The sequence below is a fragment of the Mesorhizobium sp. M1088 genome (assembly GCF_040318575.1).
Taxonomy (GTDB): domain Bacteria; phylum Pseudomonadota; class Alphaproteobacteria; order Rhizobiales; family Rhizobiaceae; genus Mesorhizobium.
On the sequence record NZ_JAMYMO010000003.1, the window covers coordinates 349,666 to 366,177 of the forward strand.

15 protein-coding genes are annotated in these 16,512 nt (G+C 62.1%); all 15 read right to left on the bottom strand.

The genetic code is table 11. The features are described from left to right. Positions 1-19: 19 nt before the first annotated feature. The 15 genes from NKH49_RS06310 to NKH49_RS06380 all read right to left on the bottom strand — a co-directional run bounded on the left by NKH49_RS06310 (position 20) and on the right by NKH49_RS06380 (position 16,452). Positions 20-958, bottom strand: coding sequence for an ROK family protein (locus NKH49_RS06310; RefSeq protein ID WP_352925534.1), 939 nt, complete (start codon positions 956-958; stop codon positions 20-22). Continuing rightward, positions 955-1,683: a ribulose-phosphate 3-epimerase gene (locus NKH49_RS06315; RefSeq protein WP_352925536.1), complete on the bottom strand. Its 729-nt coding sequence runs from the start codon at positions 1,681-1,683 to the stop codon at positions 955-957. Before NKH49_RS06315 ends, NKH49_RS06310 begins: the two co-directional genes overlap by 4 nt. Then, positions 1,680-2,504, bottom strand: a complete 825-nt coding sequence (locus NKH49_RS06320) for an alpha/beta fold hydrolase (protein ID WP_352925538.1) — start codon at positions 2,502-2,504, stop codon at positions 1,680-1,682. The genes NKH49_RS06315 and NKH49_RS06320 overlap by 4 nt, the downstream gene beginning before the upstream one ends. Next, positions 2,501-3,343: a sugar phosphate isomerase/epimerase family protein gene (locus NKH49_RS06325; protein ID WP_352925540.1), complete on the bottom strand. Its 843-nt coding sequence runs from the start codon at positions 3,341-3,343 to the stop codon at positions 2,501-2,503. Before NKH49_RS06325 ends, NKH49_RS06320 begins: the two co-directional genes overlap by 4 nt. Beyond that, positions 3,343-4,419: a Gfo/Idh/MocA family protein gene (locus tag NKH49_RS06330; protein WP_352925604.1), complete on the bottom strand. Its 1,077-nt coding sequence runs from the start codon at positions 4,417-4,419 to the stop codon at positions 3,343-3,345. The genes NKH49_RS06325 and NKH49_RS06330 overlap by 1 nt, the downstream gene beginning before the upstream one ends. Positions 4,420-4,465: 46 nt before the next feature. Then, on the bottom strand, positions 4,466-6,022 hold the full coding sequence (locus tag NKH49_RS06335; protein WP_352925541.1) for a mannitol dehydrogenase family protein: 1,557 nt from the start codon (positions 6,020-6,022) through the stop codon (positions 4,466-4,468). Between the two features lie 39 nt (positions 6,023-6,061). Continuing rightward, the gene (locus NKH49_RS06340; protein ID WP_352925543.1) at positions 6,062-7,165 is read right to left on the bottom strand and encodes a substrate-binding domain-containing protein; all 1,104 of its coding nucleotides are present in this window, start codon (positions 7,163-7,165) and stop codon (positions 6,062-6,064) included. Positions 7,166-7,229: 64 nt separating this feature from the next. Then, positions 7,230-8,174, bottom strand: coding sequence for an ABC transporter permease (locus NKH49_RS06345; protein ID WP_352925544.1), 945 nt, complete (start codon positions 8,172-8,174; stop codon positions 7,230-7,232). A gap of 16 nt (positions 8,175-8,190) precedes the next feature. Continuing rightward, a complete protein-coding gene (locus NKH49_RS06350; protein ID WP_352925546.1) occupies positions 8,191-9,126 on the bottom strand; it encodes an ABC transporter permease in 936 nt (311 codons plus the stop codon). A 26-nt stretch (positions 9,127-9,152) separates the two neighbouring features. After that, complete coding sequence (locus NKH49_RS06355; protein ID WP_352925548.1) at positions 9,153-10,661, bottom strand: sugar ABC transporter ATP-binding protein; 1,509 nt, start codon at positions 10,659-10,661, stop codon at positions 9,153-9,155. Between the two features lie 109 nt (positions 10,662-10,770). Next, the gene (locus NKH49_RS06360) at positions 10,771-11,808 is read right to left on the bottom strand and encodes an NAD(P)-dependent alcohol dehydrogenase (RefSeq protein WP_352925550.1); all 1,038 of its coding nucleotides are present in this window, start codon (positions 11,806-11,808) and stop codon (positions 10,771-10,773) included. Positions 11,809-11,901: 93 nt separating this feature from the next. Continuing rightward, positions 11,902-12,891, bottom strand: coding sequence for a substrate-binding domain-containing protein (locus NKH49_RS06365; protein ID WP_352925552.1), 990 nt, complete (start codon positions 12,889-12,891; stop codon positions 11,902-11,904). After that, complete coding sequence (locus NKH49_RS06370; protein ID WP_352925553.1) at positions 12,888-13,955, bottom strand: ABC transporter permease; 1,068 nt, start codon at positions 13,953-13,955, stop codon at positions 12,888-12,890. Before NKH49_RS06370 ends, NKH49_RS06365 begins: the two co-directional genes overlap by 4 nt. Then, on the bottom strand, positions 13,937-15,430 hold the full coding sequence (locus NKH49_RS06375) for a sugar ABC transporter ATP-binding protein (RefSeq protein ID WP_352925555.1): 1,494 nt from the start codon (positions 15,428-15,430) through the stop codon (positions 13,937-13,939). The genes NKH49_RS06370 and NKH49_RS06375 overlap by 19 nt, the downstream gene beginning before the upstream one ends. Further along, positions 15,430-16,452: an ABC transporter permease gene (locus tag NKH49_RS06380; RefSeq protein ID WP_352925556.1), complete on the bottom strand. Its 1,023-nt coding sequence runs from the start codon at positions 16,450-16,452 to the stop codon at positions 15,430-15,432. The genes NKH49_RS06375 and NKH49_RS06380 overlap by 1 nt, the downstream gene beginning before the upstream one ends. Between the last annotated feature and the right edge of the window lie 60 nt (positions 16,453-16,512).

The following is a 16,512-nucleotide window of genomic DNA, read 5'->3' on the forward strand; positions in this document are numbered from 1 at the left end:
CCAGCAGGGGCGTCGATGATCATTCGAATTGCGCCAACGCAGCGATCCCGAGCAGGCCGCTGCTGTCTCCAAGGCCCGCCGGTACAACCGGAACAGATTTGAAGGGACCCATCGCATTCCTGTCGATGACTGCTCGGATCCTCTCGCTCATGAGTTCAAAACCCTGCGAGACGCCTCCTCCCATGACGACAAGATCCGGACTGAATAGGTGAATCAGCCCCGTAAATCCTATTCCGAGGTATTCGGCCTCTTCATCGATCAACGCCCGACACACCTCGTCACCTGAGCGCGCGCCTTCGACAACGTGTCGAGCGCGAACATCCCCTGTAACACGCCCAAGATAACCCAATGGATGCTCTTGCGCTTTGGCCTGGGCCCTGTTTCCCAACGCGGTGCCAGATGCGAAAGCCTCGAAGCATCCGATTGCCCCGCACGAACAGCGCGGTCCGTCCTCGGCCATCCGGAAATGCCCGACATGGCCACCCATGCCTCGCCTCCCGTGCATGAGGCGTCCATCGACGACCACGCCGCCGCCAAGGCCTGTACTGACAGTTGCGTAAACCATGTGATCGTGGCCTCGGCCGGAGCCGAATCGCCACTCTCCGTAAGCCGCCGCTATGCCGTCGTTCTCGACGACGACGGGTAGATCGAATTTGTCCCGTACGGCGTCACCCAGTCGAAATCCTTCCCAGCGCGGCAACGTCGGGATCTCGATGATCTCCCCGGTGGTACTATCGAGCGGACCTGGCGCGCATATGCCAATTCCCGCGATAGCGGCCTTGCGATGACCTGAGCAAACCTCATCCATCAGCATCCAGAATTGCTTCAGAACGCCTTCGGGCCCATCGTTGGCGTTGGTAGGCCTGGACTCCCGTGCAAGAATTCTTCCATTGTCTACGAGTGCAGCCCTTACCTGGGTTCCCCCAAGATCGATGCCCACCGTGAGTTTGCTGCTCATCGACCCTCTCCCTCGGAGAGAGACTTCAGCCATGCCATACGCGCGGCCAGATCGTCCGCCTCGAAAGCCAGCGACCCCATCACGACCGTCTCGGCGCCCGCCCATCGCAACTCGGGAACCGTGCTGGATCGAATGCCGCCATCCGCGGCAAGGATAATGCGTCTGGCACCATTCGCGGCGACCAGTCGCTTCGCATCCGCGATCCTTGAGCAGGCCCTTGGATCAAGCGCCTGCCCTTTGACGCCGATCGCAGTACCAAGCAGCGTGACCATCGCCAGGCGGTCAAGAAATGGAGCCACCGCCTCGACCGGCGTGTCGATCTTGAGGACAAGACCGGCAGCGACATCTCGTTTGGCCAGCATGTCCAGCGCTGGCTCTATGGCCACGCCGTTTTCAGCATGGATGCTGATCAGGTCGGATCCAGCTTCAGCAAACTGCGAAACCTGATCAAGCAGGATCTCGTTCGTCGCCATGAGATGGACATGCAGCGCGACGTCGGTTGCCTGCCTGATCCGCGCCACAAGGTCGGGGAAGAAGAGCAAGGAAGGTGCGAAATGTCCGTCAGCGACGTCCAGATGATAGAGGTCCGCGTGGTCCCGCGTCGCGTTCAAAGCCTCGCCTAACCGAAGGAGATCTGCCGACCAGAGCGAGAATTCCGCAAGCAGGCGGCCCGCCGGCAGCCGTCCAATGCGCGCTGCGCTTCCAGCGCGACGATCCGTGATCATTGCAGGGCTCCTGATTTCAGATAGCGGCTCAGGAAGCGCCCGACCCCGGCACTGACTTCCCGGATGTGGGAAGTCCGGTCGTCAGATTTCGGTGTCACCTCCAGCATTTCAGCACGCCTGATCAGGCCAGCGAGCTCGCGCGCATGCGACAAGGGGTGCGCGACATCTCTCTGATGCCCCACCACCAGGGTCGGCGCATCGATGCCCGCGACCTGAGCCTTGCTCACGCCTGGACCATCGAGCGCCACAGATGCGAGAAGCGAAGCTGTCCAACTGGGACGGTCGGGCGCGAAGAAGGTCAGCAGTGACGCGACATTGTCGGGAGAGCCGTCAACCAGAAATCTCGCCGAAGGCGAACGCTCGAAGGCGCGCCGCCCTGCCTCGCGACCCAGGTCTTGCAGCATCTGGGCAACCTCGACATAGAAGCGCAGATTTGGCGGAGCAGGATCCCAGAGCCACGCAGGACGGGCCAGAACCAGCGCGCGAACGCGGCGCGGCGCGACCACGGCGATGCGCAGCGCAATTGCCGCTCCCATAGAAATGCCGCCGACGGCGAATTGCTCGATGCCGCGCGTATCGGCGAACGCCAGGACATCCTGAGCGAACACGGCAATGGCAAAACCATCGGAGGGTCCCGGTTCCGAGCGCCCATGCCCGCGGCACTCGAGCGTCAGCCGCCGATAGCCGGGAAGGAGTGGAAAAACCTCCGCCACCTGCAGGTCGCTGGCGCCAAGGCCATGCTGGAAAATGACGGCCGGCCCGGACCCTTCGTCCACGCCGCTCAACACGGCATTGTCTCGTACGATCAGGTGCCGGCTCATGACTCCGCCCCCTCGCCAGCCTGGAGGATGCCAGAGAGGTACATGGACACTTCGGCGGCCTCGGCAGTTGCGAGGGCGTGCGTCACAAGCGGGCCATCAAATCCGACGTGCTTCAGCCGGGCGATGAAGTCACGAAAATCGACAACGCCCTTGCCCACGGTTGCAAACGATCCATCCGGGCCGCGATCCTTGGCGTGGGCCATGGCGATCCGGTCTCCGAGCATATCAACCGCCGAGGCGATGATAGACCTGAGGCCTTGTCGGCTGGCGCGTTCAAACAGGTTTGCAGGATCGAGGACGACAACAAGCCTCGGCGAGGCAAGGGCATCGATCAGTTGGCGAGCGCGCTCTGGCGTCGAGACGACATTCGCCAGTTCAGGCTCGATCGCGAGATCCACCCCATGCGCCTCGGCAATGGCAAGGGCCTGCTTCATCGAAAGGATAAGGTCGCGCCAGGCAGACGAATCCGCATTTTCAGGATGATGACGCCATTGGTCATCGGGATCCCGGGTTCCGGTGCACAACGTCACCAGGCGCGTGCCCATGCGAGGCGCGGCGGCGATTATCGCGCCGAGACGCTGCAGGCCATCCTGGCGCACCGAGGCGTCGGGATGGATCATGTTGTAGGTGCCGGATAATGCTGCGATCTTGACGCCGGTCCGGGAGCTTGCGCTTACGATCCTGTCGATTGCAGCGTCGTCGATCTCGCTTGGCAACGAAGGAAGGCCGGCGCATGCCATGTTGAATTGAACACAGGCGTAGCCGGCGTCCCTCGCCCGGGTGAGCACCGAGTGAGGGTCGGTACCCGGAAAAGTTTTCGCAAAGATTCCAAGCTGCATCATACTGGCCCTGAAACATCGGCGAGGCCCACCGGTCGCCCTGTTGCGACAGATCTTGCTATCGCGGCCATTGCCCTGACGGATGCGACACCGTCGTCGATGCTCGCCCCAGCCATCTGCTTGCCATGGAGTACGACGTCGGAAAATGCCTCGACCTGGCGGCGATAGTAATGACCGTCGGCGCCCAGAGGACGATAGCTGGTCGCGTCGCTTTCACGGAAAATCTCGACATCGCTGGTCTTGAAGTACCAGGGGTTGTAGGTCTTGCCGACAACGCTTCCGTGCTCGCCATAGATCTGGAACCCTTCGTGCCAGTCCATGCGGACGGCCACGGTCAAATCGAGATGGCCAATGACACCGCTGGCAAAGGCCACATCGACGAACCAGCAATGGGCACCAAATCGTTCGTTGAGACGTGCTTCCACCTCAACGATATCCCCGGCGAAAAATCGAGCGGTGTCGACCAGATGACTGCCATGCGCAAGCATGAAGTAGCGCCTCAGATCGGCCTTGGGATCTTCTGTCGGTTTTCTGGCGAGAGCGCTCTTCACCAGGAGCGGCTGCACTGCATCGGTCGTCGCATAGCGGTGGGTCGAGTCGCAGTACCAGGCCTTCAGCGCGAGAAGCTCGCCCATTTCTGTGTCGATGAAGGACTTAGCCGCCTGCAGGCCGGCGTCGAAACGCTTCATATGGCCGACCTGGAAGATTCTGTTTGCACGCTGGACCACACAGCGGAGTGCCTCGACCTCCTCCACCGAAATCCCCAGCGGTTTTTCGCACAGCACATGCTTGCCGGCTTCGAGTGCCCATTGTGCGGCTTGCACATGAAATGCGTCGGAGGTAGCGATGATGACCGCATCAAGATCGGGATCGGCGAGCATGGCGTCGTAGTCGCAGAAGGTACGCTGCGGCTTGTGCGTCCACGCCATCCGCTCGACTAGATCAGGGGCTACGTCGCAGATCGCATAAAGGTCGGCATTGCGCGCCTTTGTGCAGCTCTCGAAATGTGCAGCCTGGGCGATCGGCCCGCACCCGAGCACTCCGATCCGAAGGAGACGCGCTTCTTTTTCCGTCATTCGCATGGTCCTGACAATTGGGTTGATGACAAACGGGGTGTTCCTGCTAGTCCGCAGATGCCGCCTCCAGCGCGATGGAGACACCCTCTGCGGCAATCATGTCGGTGAACTTCAGATAGCGGCGTACAAAGCCGCGGTTGCCCGCCAGGTCGAGACTGGCGAAGGCGTCGATCCGAAGCGTGTCGAGCGGGTCACGACTGCTGGCGACCTGGTCGGCAGGAGTGATATGTGGCTCGTCGACGGCGTAGGCCGCTCCGGCCTCGTCGCGGCCCCGAAGGTAGCGGCGAAAACAGGCCAGGACAAAGGCGAAGCGATCAATGTCCCTGCCCTGGTCAAGGCACGCGGCGAGCGTCTTGAACAGGAATGTGGGAAGCTTGACAGCGCCGTTTGCGCAGATACGCAACAGCTGGTCTCGAATGGCGGGGTTGGCAAAGCGGCCAAGCACCATCGATTTGTAGTCGCGCAGGCTTACGCCGGACGGAGCTATGAGGAGAGGCATGACGTCCCGTTCCATGAAGCGATCGAGGAGCTTCGCCAATGAGGGATCCGACAATGCCTGGTGCACTTCCCGGTAGCCGAGCAGCACGGCAGGAAAGCACAGCAGCACATGCGATCCATTCAGCATTCGCCCCTTGATCACCTCGAAGTCGCGAACGTCGTCGCGCAATTCAACGCCCGCCGCCGCGAGATCCGGTCGGCCCGAGCAGAAACGGTCCTCAATGACCCATTGGAGAAAGGCCTCGGCCCGCACGGGAATCCGGTCGTCAACGCCCATCGATGCATTTAGGGTCGACCGGTCCTCGGGCGTAACCGCGGGGACAATGCGATCGACCATGGTGTTCGGAAAGGTGACATGGTTCTCAATCCAGTCGCCAAGGCGCGGATCCTTTGCGCGCGCAAAGGATAAGACGGCGAGCTTCGCTACGTCGCCGTTATGGCGGAGATTGTCGCAGCTCATCACTGTGAACGGCCCTGCTCCGCTGGCCCGGCGCCGGGCCAGCGCTTCCACGATGTGGCCAAAGGCGGTCCTCGGCACGTCATGGTGGGTGAGATCGTGGACAACGTCCGGATGGGTCAGGTCGAATTCGCCGGTCGCCTCGCAAATATTGTAGCCGCCCTCGGTGATCGTGAGGCTCACAATCCGGATGCCGGGGTCTGACAGTGCCTCCAGCACGGCCTCCGGATTGGCTGGCGCATGCAGATACCGGATGATCGAGCCGATAACGCGCGAGGATCGGGCACCGTCGGGTGCGCACTCGGTCACTGTGTAGAGGCAGGACTGCTCTTCAAGATCCTTCGCCTTCCGCGCGGCGTCGGCGCCCTTGCCAAGTCCTACGCCGACGATCCCCCAATCTTGGTGTCCCGGAAGATGTAGGCAGCGATCAAGCACAAGGGCCTCGTGGGCGCGGTGGAAGTTCCCCACGCCGATATGAACGATGCCTGCCCTCACCCGAGCTCGTGCATAGCCGGGAACAGCCAGTTCGCGCGGCAGCCGCGAAAGAGTTCCGCCACTCAGGGATTGAAGTTGTTTAGACACTTTGCCGATGCTCCACGCTCGTGGTCCAGATGCTGCTCGCGCAAGCCGTTGCGCGACGCGCGCCAAACGCGTCCGGCCCCCCGCAATGGAGCCGGACGCGGCCGCTCAAAAGTTGAAGGCGTTGATGTTGTCCTTGGTGAAAATGAAAGGCGAACCGAGTAGCACCTCGCTGCCATTCACCACTTTGAGTTCGCCAAGGCGGCCGGCCGACACCGACGTTGCGCCAGGCGCCAGCGTACCGTCAGCGACCGCCCGCATGACAAATGTCGCCGCATAGCCAAGATCGACCGGATTCCACAGAACGACGGACTTCACGCAGCCGCTCTTGACGTAGGGCTTCATCCCGTTCGGGGTCGTCAGTCCGACCACCGCCACCTTGCCGCAGCGATTGGCCTGGCTTACCGCTTCCGCCGCCGCGGGGGTCGCGATCGCGGTCACGGCGAACAGGCCTTTCACCTCATCGCCGTATTTGTTGAGCAGCGTCGAGGCTTGGTTGAAGGACAGGACGTTGTCTTCCTGGGCCTCGACTGTCTCAAGCCATTTCATGTTGGGGTGGCATTTGGCGGCATAGGCCTCCATCTCCGCGATATAGCGCGAGTGGTTGGGAGCGGTGAGTGTCGAGGTGATGATGCCGAAGCCGGCATCCTCACCCGCTTCGGCTGCGAGGCTGTCGATCAGCGCCTTGGCCACGCCGTTGAACTCGGCCTGGTTGACGAACCATTGCCTGGAATCGGGAGTCGAGTTCGCGTCATAGCCGACCACGTTTATCCCGGCGGCCAAAGCCTTCTTGAGCACGGGCGCTATGGCGACCGAGTCGAGCGCGGCAAACAGGATGCCGTCGACGCCGCTTGTGATGTAGTTGTCGAGGAAGCTGATCTGTTGGTCGATATTGGCCTGCGTCGGGCCGTCGGTCTTGATCTCGACATTGCCGAGCTCCGTCGCGGCTTCCTGCATTCCCTTGGTCGTGGCGGCGAAATAGTCGATTCCGATCAGCTTCGGAATGTCGACGACCCTGATGGTCTTGCCTTTGCGCTCCGGGGCATTGGAAACAATTGCGCCGTCATAGGACTTGGCCACGACGTTGCCAGGCGAGCCGTCGCAGGGCAGCGGGTTGGTCGGCAGATCGTCCGCCCCGACCCAGGCGCCGGCAGATGCTGCGCCAGCCATGATCAGAAGCGACACGGCGGTCGCAAAAGCACGTTTCAGCATTTCAACTCCTCCATTGTTGTGCCTTCTGGACAAGATCTTTGTCCGCTTCGGCGACACGCCGAACTCAACCCTCGCCATGGCGAAGAAACAGATTGCTCAGGAAAACGGTGGCGATCAGGACGGCACCGATTGCAACAACCGTGCCGTCCCCGCGCACGCCTGCAAGCGACAGGCCGCTCTTCAGCGCCTGTATGAGCACGAGGCCAAGAATGGTCCCGATCACCGTGCCGCGACCGCCAAAAATGCTGGTGCCGCCCAGAACCACGGCCGTGATAGCGTCGAGTTCGATGCCCGTCCCCATATCCGATCGGGTCGTCGTCACGCGCGATACGAATATCACCGCGGCCAGAGCGGCGGTGAAGCCGGACAAGCCGTAGATGGCGACCTTGACGCGATCGACTGCAAGGCCCGAGAAGCGGGCGGCCACCTCGTTTGAGCCGATTGCATAGATTGCCCGCCCGGCCTTGGTTAGGCCCAACGCGGCGGAGGTCAGGATTGAGACAAGCCCGAGTACCCAGACCTGTGAAGGAACGCCCGCGAGTTGACCCTGTCCGAGCGTCATGAACCACTCGGGAAAGCCGCGCACCGAGCGAGCTTGGCTTATGCCCTCCGCCAGGCCCCGGTAGAGCGCCAGCGTCGCCAGCGTTGCGATCAGCGACGGCACCGAAAAGCGGGTGATGATGATTCCGTTCGCCAGCCCCGCCAGCGTGCCTGCCGCCAGCGCGCAGGCAATCGAGACTGGCAGCGGCAGACCGGCGTCGCGCCAGAGAATCCCGAGCAGCATCGCGCTGAGGCCAAGGATGGAGCCGACCGAAAGGTCGATGCCGCCGCTTACGATCACCAGGGTCATGGCAAGCGAAACGAGGCCGATCTCGGCCATCAACCGGGCCTGGTTGAGGAGGTTGTCGATCGTAAGGAAGCGGTCGGAAAGCGTCCCCAACACCACCAGCGACAGGCAGGCCAGCAGCAGCAGGCCAAGCTCGTATTTCGCGAAAGCTGAGATTCTCATGAAGTGGCCCCGCTTCTCATTCGACGCGGCCGCGACGGGCGATGTCAGCCAGAACCGTCGCAAGGATCAGGAGCCCAACGATCGCCTTGAGCCAGTAGGCTGAGACGTTCACGAAGATCAGCGAAGAGCCGATCGCGGCGAAAAGCATGGCCGCGAGTGTCGAGCCGATCACCGTGCCGCTACCGCCGAGAATTGATACGCCGCCGATGACGGAGGCGGTGATTATCGTCAGCTCCAGCCCGCTCGGCACGCTCGACTGGATTACCTGTAGCTGGGTGGCGAAGAGAAGCGCCGCGACGCCGGCGAAGAAGCCATGCAGCGCGAATACGGCCAGCAGCGTTCGTGGCACGCGAATGCCCGCCGACCGCGCCGCCTCGGCGTTCCCGCCGACCGCATAGATGGCCCTGCCAAGCGCGGAATGGCGCATGATGAGTGCGGTTAGGATCGTCAGGCCGACCATGAGGACCACCGGCGCTGGCAGGCCCAGGAACTGCATGCGACGCGCCAGGAGAAACTCCTGCGGCAAATCCGTGATCCACACGCCATCCGTGACGGTAATCAGGGCGCCTCGCAGTATCGACAGCATGCCGAGCGTGACAACAATCGAAGGGATGCGCGCGTAGGCGACCAGGGCGCCCATGCAGGTGGTCGTGAGCATCCCCGCGACAATTGGCGCGATCCAGCAGATCCAGACAGGGTAGCCGCGAACCGCGAGCGTTCCGGCAATAGTCGCCAGGACGCCGATCACGGCCCCTACCGACACGTCGATGTTTCCGGAGATGATTACGAGCGACATGCCGATCGCGGCAATGGCGACGTAAGCGTTGCCCGAGAAGATCGTGTTGAGATTGCTTTCGAGCAGGAACCTTGGATTGACTAAGGACGCGGCGGCGAAGATGGCGACAGTCGCAAGCGCGACGACAATCTCCTGCCCGTGGCGCATGCCGGCCATGGCGGACCACGATCGTGATGACGTTCTCACGCGCCCACCCCAACCGGCATCGCCGTCATGGCGGTGCCAACCGCCTCCGCGCTGGCCTCCTCCGCACCGAGGTCTGCAACGATCCGGCCACAGGACATGACCAGGATGCGGTCGCTCACCCCCAGCACTTCCGGGAGATCGCTCGAAATCATCAGGATCGCCATGCCCTGATGGGCGAGCTTGTCCATCAGGGCATGTATCTCGGCCTTTGCGCTAACATCGATGCCACGCGTCGGCTCATCGAGGATGAGTATCCTGGGGTCCGTCTCCAGCCATTTGGCGAGGACCACCTTCTGCTGATTGCCGCCGGAAAGGCCGTTGACGATCTGGGCCGGTCCGCTGGCGCGCATCTTGAACCGGTCGATCGCGCGTGCCGCCAGCGTCTTCTCCTTGGCGAAAGGCAGCAGCGGGCTGCGGCCGCCAAGGCGGTCGAGCACGGCCATGCTTACGTTCTTCGCGACCGACATGCGCCGCACCAACCCCTGCTGGCCACGGTCCTCCGGCACGTAGGAGATGCCAAGGTCGCGCGCCTGACGCGGACTGCCTATGCGAACCTCCTGTCCCAGCACCGCGATCCTGCCAGATTGGGCGGGCGCAATGCCGAAGACGGTAAGCGCAAGCTCGGTCCTGCCGGACCCCACGAGGCCAGCAAGCCCGGTGATCTGTCCTGCCCTGAGCGCCAGGGTCACGTCGCGAACCCGGTTGCCGCGACACAAGCTCTTCAACTCGAGCACCGTCTCGCCCGGAAACTTTGCTGACCTGTGAAAAAGCGTAGCGAGGTCGCGACCCACCATCATGGATACCAGGCGGCTCTCGCTGAGCGCCTTGGTCGCTGCGGTCGCAATATGCCGCCCGTCCCGAAGCACCGTGACGCGGTCAGCGAGCGCGAATATCTCGGGCAGACGGTGGCTGACGTAGACGATCGCCACGCCGCGCGCCTGCAGTCCCTTGACGACGTCAATGAGACGCCTCGCGTCGCCGTCTCCGAGGGCGGCGGTCGGCTCGTCCATGATAAGCAGCCTCGCATTGCGTGACATGGCCTTGGCGATCTCCACGCGCTGACGGTCGGCGATCGAGAGCCTCTTCATCGGCGCATCGATGTCGAGATCGCCGCTGTCCAGTTCATGCAGCAGCGCGCGCGAGCGGCGGCGCATGTCCGTCCAGTCGATCGAGCCAACGCGGGTGCGCGGTGCATGGCCGAGGAATATGTTCTCGGCCACCGTGAGCTCGGCAAAGAAGGAGAGCTCCTGATGGACCGTCGAGATGCCAGCTCGCTGGGCCTCGCGCGGCGAGGCGAACTGGCGTGGCTTGTCCTCGAGCATGATGATGCCCGAGTCCGGGGCATGCGCGCCGCCCATGATCTTGATCAGGGTCGATTTGCCCGCGCCATTCTCGCCAAGCAGAGCATGTACCTCGCCCTCACGCACGTCGAAGTCGACATCCTGCAGCACCGGCCTTCCGGCGAAGGATTTGGATATCCCGGCAAGCCTGATCAGATGAGACATTGGCTCCTCCCGTGCGTCGTTGCGATCGCGTGGTGACTGGACACAGTTCTTCACCCCACCCGCGACGAGCGGGGGCGGCTGGCGGCGAAAAAGCAGGCGCAGCCTGCTTCTAGGTGGCGAGTTGGATCTGCAGCTTCACGTCGCTCTTGCGTCCCTCGGCTGCCCGCTCGAATGCGGTGATGCTTTGCTCAAACGGAAAGGTCTGGCTGATCAGCGGTCTAAGATCCGCCTTTCCAGACGCGATCATCTCGATGGCGCGATCATAGACATTGGCGTATCGAAAAACCGTCTCAATTCGACACTCCTTTGCGGCCGCTCCAACGACATTGAGCGCTACAGGATCGACGGGCATGCCAACGAGGACCAGGCAACCACCCGGCCTCACGAGGTCGAAGATACCGTCGTAGGCTTTTGGGCTGCCGCTTGCTTCGAACACCACGTCGAAACCCCATCCTCCGGTAGCGGCCTTGGCCGACATGGCAAGGTCGGACTCCCGTATATTCACGGTAGAGACGCCAGGATATTGCGCCGCCACGCTCAGTTTTTCGGCAATGAGGTCCGCGACCACGACGCGGCTGCAGCCGCCCGCGAGGGCAGCAATTGCGATCATGATGCCGATCGGCCCGGCGCCGATGACGAGCGCGACGTCGCCTGGCCGGATGTGAGCCTTGTTCGCGGCGTGCAGCCCGACCGCGAAAGGCTCGACCATGGCGCCCTCCGCGAAGGAGACATTGTCCGGCAGCTTGAACGTGAAGGCAGCCGGGTGGATGACGTAGGGAGCAAGGCAGCCATGGATCGGCGGCGTTGCCCAGAAGGTCACTGCCGGATCGACATTGTAGAGGCCGAGGCGCGAAGCGCGGGACGCTAGGTCAGGAACGCCCGGTTCCATGCAGACGCGATCGCCGATCGAGAATCCGACGACTCCCGGTCCCACCTCGATGACGGTTCCAGAGGCCTCATGGCCCAGCACCATCGGCTTTTCGACGACGAAGGGGCCGATGCGGCCATGCGTGTAGTAGTGCACATCGCTGCCGCAGATTCCCACCGTATGAATCTTGATCTTCAGTTGGCCAGCGGCGACGTGCTCTGGCAGATCGATCTCGCGCAGGGACAATTCCCTCTGCCGTTCCAGGACAAGCGCTTTCATGAATGACTTCCTTTTCTGCGACGCGATCAAGCAACGAGGACTTGGCAATGGAGGGTTGGGAAGGCCGACTTGCCGCCGACCTTCCCGAGGCACTCAGAGGCTGGGAGGTGACATGAATGCCTTGATCGCCGGATCACCCTTGGTCAGGATCCGAACGCCGGTATCCAGATTGGCGGCCGGCACGTTGCCGAACCCGGGATTGTTCATATTGTCGAACTGGGTGGGGTGGGCGGCAGCATAAAGCATGTGGAATGCCATCACGCCCATCAGATACGGGTTCTGCGCCACCGTTCCGGAAAGCTCATCGCTGTCGACCATCTGAAGGATAGGAAGGTCGATCGCGTAGGCGATGATTTGCACTTTGTCCGGCCCGCTGTCGCGCCCGACATTCCGGGCAGCCGCGACCGCACCGGTCGCGGGATTGCCATGGAGCGTGAAGATGCCATTGATCTGGGGATTGGCCTGAAGCATGGCGGTGATCACTGTTTCCGCCTTCTGCAAATCGCCCTCGTCATTGACCTCGGCCACGATTTCCGCTTCCGGCGCGACGGACTTCAAGCCGGCGATGAATCCTTCCCGCCTGGCGTTGATGGCATCGAGGCCGGGGATCCCTGAAAAGCCGATCTTGGCTTTGTTCCCCAGAAGCTCGCCCATCTTCACGCCGGCCGCGAAGCCGGCATTGTAGTGGTCGGTGCCGACGAACAGCAGGCGCTTGCTCTTTGGAGAGTCTGAATCAAAGGTCAGCGTCGCCACGCCCGCCTTCATCGCGGCATTGATCGACGACACGAGCGTGTCGGCATCGCCTGCGGTCACGGCAATGCCCTTGACCTTCTTCGCAACCAGTTGGTCGACGGCGCGGGACTCCGCCGAAGCGTCCCAGTCCGCTGGTCCCTGCAACTCGGCGACCGCGCCCATGGATTCAGCAGCGTCCTTGAAGCCGGCGAAGCACCAGTTGAAGAACTCCGAGCCTTTCAGGAAAACCACCATCCCGTAGGTCTCCTTGGCCTCCTGGGCGTAGGCGTTAGTCGCCGGACCTCCGAGCGAAATTGCAGCTGCCAATGCGTATCGGATAAGCTTTCTCATGTTGTCACTCCCGTCAGGATTGCTTTGCGATTGGATATTTTCTTCTGTCGGATCGACAGGATTTTCACGTTGCTCCTCGCCTCGAAGTATCGGCTGAGGAGGATTGCCACGAGGAGCATCCCGCCGTTGACTACGTCGTAGAGGAACGTGTTGACCGCCGACGTGACAAAGGCGTTGTGCACCGTGGCGAGAAAGAGGATCCCCATAAGGGTCCCCCCTAGTGAGCCGCTGCCGCCGTTTATGTTGGCCCCTCCGATGGCGACCGCGGCAATGGCCTTGAGCTCGGCCATGTTTCCGTGACCCCAGTGCGCCGCGCCGTAGCGCGAAGCGGCAAGAACGCCGGCAAAACCGGCGAGTATTGCCGAGGCGGTGTAGACGACAAGCTTGACCCGCTCGACATTGACGCCGGAAAGTCGGGCGGCGCGCTCGTCACTGCCGACGAAATAGACCTGGCGAAAGCTTCTATGGTTGCGCAATAGAAAGCCGAGACCTGCGGTCAGAATGACGAGCGCCCAGATCGGCAAGGGCACGCCGACCAGCTTCCCCTGTCCAACGAAGAGAAACGCGTCGTCGAAGCCTGCGATCGACTTTCCGCTGGATATCGACAGGTTCACGCCCCGCATCGTCAGCAGGGTTGCCAGCGTGACGATCAAGGGATGCACGCGCAGCAGGTTGATCAGGAGTCCATTGGCCAGGCCGATCATGCCGCAAGCCACAAGCGTGATCGGAATTGCCGCGCCGATCGGAAGTCCAGCCTGCACCATCAGCTTCGCGACCAGGATCTCCGCGAAGGCGAACACCGCGGCGACGGACAGATCGATGCCGCCCGAGATGATCACGAATGTCATGCCCACGGCGATAATCGCCTCGAACACCATGTTCATGGCCAGCACTTCCATGTTGGCGGCGCTGACATAGCCGGGATAGGCAGCCTGCATGAACGTCAGGATGAGCAGCGTCATGAACAGCAGGCCGGCGCGCTGGATCGTCGTCGGATTCCTGACGAGCAGCGCAAGCCGCGAGAACGGCTGGGGCTGGAGGGCGGTCATGCGACTGTTGCCCATCGCATTACCTCCTCCTGCGCAAGCTTGGCCGAATTGTTGTCCAGGTCCGCGCAGAGCACGCCGCCACAGAAGACCAGGACCCGGTCGCTCAGCCCCATCACCTCATTGAGTTCCGACGAGACGACGACAACCCCGATTCCTTGATTGGCAAGCGCGCGCAACTTCTTGTGAATTGCCGCCTTTGCGCCGATGTCGACACCCCGGGTGGGTTCGTCGACAATCAGAAGCCTGAGCTTCGACGCCATGGCCTTGCCCAGCAGGACCTTCTGCTGGTTGCCGCCCGACAGCGAGAACGTCTTGGCTCCTGGGTCGGCCGGGCGGATGTCGAGATCCGCTATGAAGCCGCGGGCGAAGGTATCGATGCGGGCCGAACTGACGAGGCCTGCCCGCCCGGTCAGTTGCCCAAGCACGGACGCGCCGATGTTGTCGCCGACATTGAAGGCGAGAAAGATGCCACTGCGCTTGCGGTCCTCCGAGACGTAGCAAATGCCGTGGCGAAGCGCTGCCGCCGGATTCTGGATCGAAATTTCACTTCCTTCCAGAAAGAAGCGTCCGGCGTCCCGGCGATCCGCGTTGACGATCCCGCGCATCGCCTCCGTGCGACCGCTGCCGATCAGACCGGCAATTCCGACGATCTCGCCTCGCCGGACTGAGAAGGAAATGTCTTCGTACATGCCGAACCGGCTGAGACCCTCACACCGGAAAAGCTCGTCGCCGATCTGATCGGAAAGTGGGGGATAAAGTTCATCGAGGCTTCGACCCACCATGAGCCGGATGAGCTCTGCCTTTTGAGTTTCCGAGACGGCGCGGGTCGCAACATGCCGTCCGTCCCTGAGCACGGTTACCCGATCGCAGATTGCGATCAGCTCATCGAGCTTGTGCGAGACGAAAATGATGGCGACGCCGTTTCGCTTGAGGTTCTCGAGAACGAGAAAGAGATCGCGCACCTCGCTTTCCGTGAGCGCCGAGGTCGGCTCGTCAAGAATAAGAATGCGGGCATCGAGTGCCGTCGCCTTGGCAACCTCGACCATCTGCTGCATGCCGACACTAAGCCTGCGCACCTCGCTTGCGGGGTCCACATCCAGTCCAAGCCGGGCGAAATGCTTCTCGGTGGCCTCGCGCATGGCCTTCCAGTTGTTGAGGCCGAGGCGGTTGGTGATCTCGCGCCGCAGGTAGATATTCTCGACCACCGTCGCGCTTGGTATCAGGCTGAGCTCTTGGTGTACGACGCTGATGCCTGCGTTCATCGCAGCCACGGGCGTGTCGAAAACGGCCTCTTCGCCATTGACCAGAATGACGCCGGCGTCCCTTTGGACGATGCCGGCGATGATGTTGATGAGTGTCGACTTGCCGGCGCCGTTTTCTCCAATGAGGCCATGTATCTCGCCGGCTCGCACCTCGAACGAAATGTCGCTCAGGACCGGGTTGCCGGCATAGGCCTTCGAGACGCCCTGTATGTTCAACATGCTGCTCATCACCCACGCCCCCTGTAGGAGCGAAGGGCGTCAACCCCGACCGCGACGATAAGAATGATGCCGATTGCAGCCTGCTGCCAACTCGGATCGCCATTGAAGAGCACGAACCCGTTGCCGATCAGCGCGATCATGAGGACACCGAGCGTTGTGCCCAGGATGCTGCCTGCCCCGCCGGACATGCTGGCGCCGCCGACAACGGCGGCGGCAAGCGCCCGCATCTCTGCCCCTACCCCGTAGTTGGCATAGCCAATGCGGGCATTCGCGATCATGAAAACGGCGGCAAGCCACACAAAGGCTGCGCAAATGACATAGCCGCTGATCGTGATGAGATTGACGCGCAAGCCCGACAGCAAGGCCGCCTCCCTGTTTTCGCCGACGAAGAAGAACTGGCGCAGCGGTACCCAGCGCCGCAGCAGGAATGCGAAGCCAAAGGTCACGAAGATGACGATCAGCAGAGCAAGCGGAAGCCCGTAGACGCGCTCGCTGGTCCGCCAGAGCGGGACTTCAAGGCGCCCGAATTGCACGAACCAGGCAGGGGCGCCGGTGAACGAAACATACTGGCCCGACGTCATCACTGTGGCGGTGCCGCGCGCGAGGGTCATGGTTGCCAGCGTGACAAGAAACGGAAGGATTCCAAATTTAACGGCGAGATAACCGTTGAGCGAGCCAATCCCGACCGCCACTGCGAGTCCCATCAGGAGCGCGGCTGGCGCGGGAACGCTTGCCTGAAGCGCCAATGCCATGACGACGGTCAGAAGCGCGAAGCTGGCACCGATCGAAAGGTCAAGTCCCCGGATGATGAGGACGACCGTCATTCCAAGTGCAAGCAGCAGGTCGTAGGTCATCAACGACAGGATCGCCTTGAAATTGACCCAGCTCAGGAAAGCCTGCGGCTTGCCGATCGCGATGGCGGCAAAGATTACGAGGTTCAGAATGACGAGCCCTGCCTCGCGCGAGATACCGGGGATTCTGACCGGCAAGGCCTGCGTGACAATTGGCGTGATCCGGCCTTGCAGCGACATGGGCGTCGTCTCAGCCGGCACAGGCAAAAATATCGGATCGATGCTCTGCTGAACTCATGA

Excerpts from the sequence above, each read along its gene's own strand:
- NKH49_RS06365 (WP_352925552.1), bottom strand. The coding sequence starts at position 12,891 with ATGAGAAAGCTTATCCGATACGCATTGGCAGCTGCAATTTCGCTCGGA.
- NKH49_RS06325 (WP_352925540.1), bottom strand. The coding sequence starts at position 3,343 with ATGCAGCTTGGAATCTTTGCGAAAACTTTTCCGGGTACCGACCCTCAC.
- NKH49_RS06350 (WP_352925546.1), bottom strand. The coding sequence starts at position 9,126 with ATGGCCGGCATGCGCCACGGGCAGGAGATTGTCGTCGCGCTTGCGACT.
- NKH49_RS06320 (WP_352925538.1), bottom strand. The coding sequence starts at position 2,504 with ATGAGCCGGCACCTGATCGTACGAGACAATGCCGTGTTGAGCGGCGTG.
- NKH49_RS06355 (WP_352925548.1), bottom strand. The coding sequence starts at position 10,661 with ATGTCTCATCTGATCAGGCTTGCCGGGATATCCAAATCCTTCGCCGGA.
- NKH49_RS06340 (WP_352925543.1), bottom strand. The coding sequence starts at position 7,165 with ATGCTGAAACGTGCTTTTGCGACCGCCGTGTCGCTTCTGATCATGGCT.
- NKH49_RS06315 (WP_352925536.1), bottom strand. The coding sequence starts at position 1,683 with ATGATCACGGATCGTCGCGCTGGAAGCGCAGCGCGCATTGGACGGCTG.
- NKH49_RS06330 (WP_352925604.1), bottom strand. The coding sequence starts at position 4,419 with ATGACGGAAAAAGAAGCGCGTCTCCTTCGGATCGGAGTGCTCGGGTGC.
- NKH49_RS06370 (WP_352925553.1), bottom strand. The coding sequence starts at position 13,955 with ATGGGCAACAGTCGCATGACCGCCCTCCAGCCCCAGCCGTTCTCGCGG.
- NKH49_RS06360 (WP_352925550.1), bottom strand. The coding sequence starts at position 11,808 with ATGAAAGCGCTTGTCCTGGAACGGCAGAGGGAATTGTCCCTGCGCGAG.
- NKH49_RS06310 (WP_352925534.1), bottom strand. The coding sequence starts at position 958 with ATGAGCAGCAAACTCACGGTGGGCATCGATCTTGGGGGAACCCAGGTA.
- NKH49_RS06380 (WP_352925556.1), bottom strand. The coding sequence starts at position 16,452 with ATGTCGCTGCAAGGCCGGATCACGCCAATTGTCACGCAGGCCTTGCCG.
- NKH49_RS06345 (WP_352925544.1), bottom strand. The coding sequence starts at position 8,174 with ATGAGAATCTCAGCTTTCGCGAAATACGAGCTTGGCCTGCTGCTGCTG.
- NKH49_RS06375 (WP_352925555.1), bottom strand. The coding sequence starts at position 15,430 with ATGAGCAGCATGTTGAACATACAGGGCGTCTCGAAGGCCTATGCCGGC.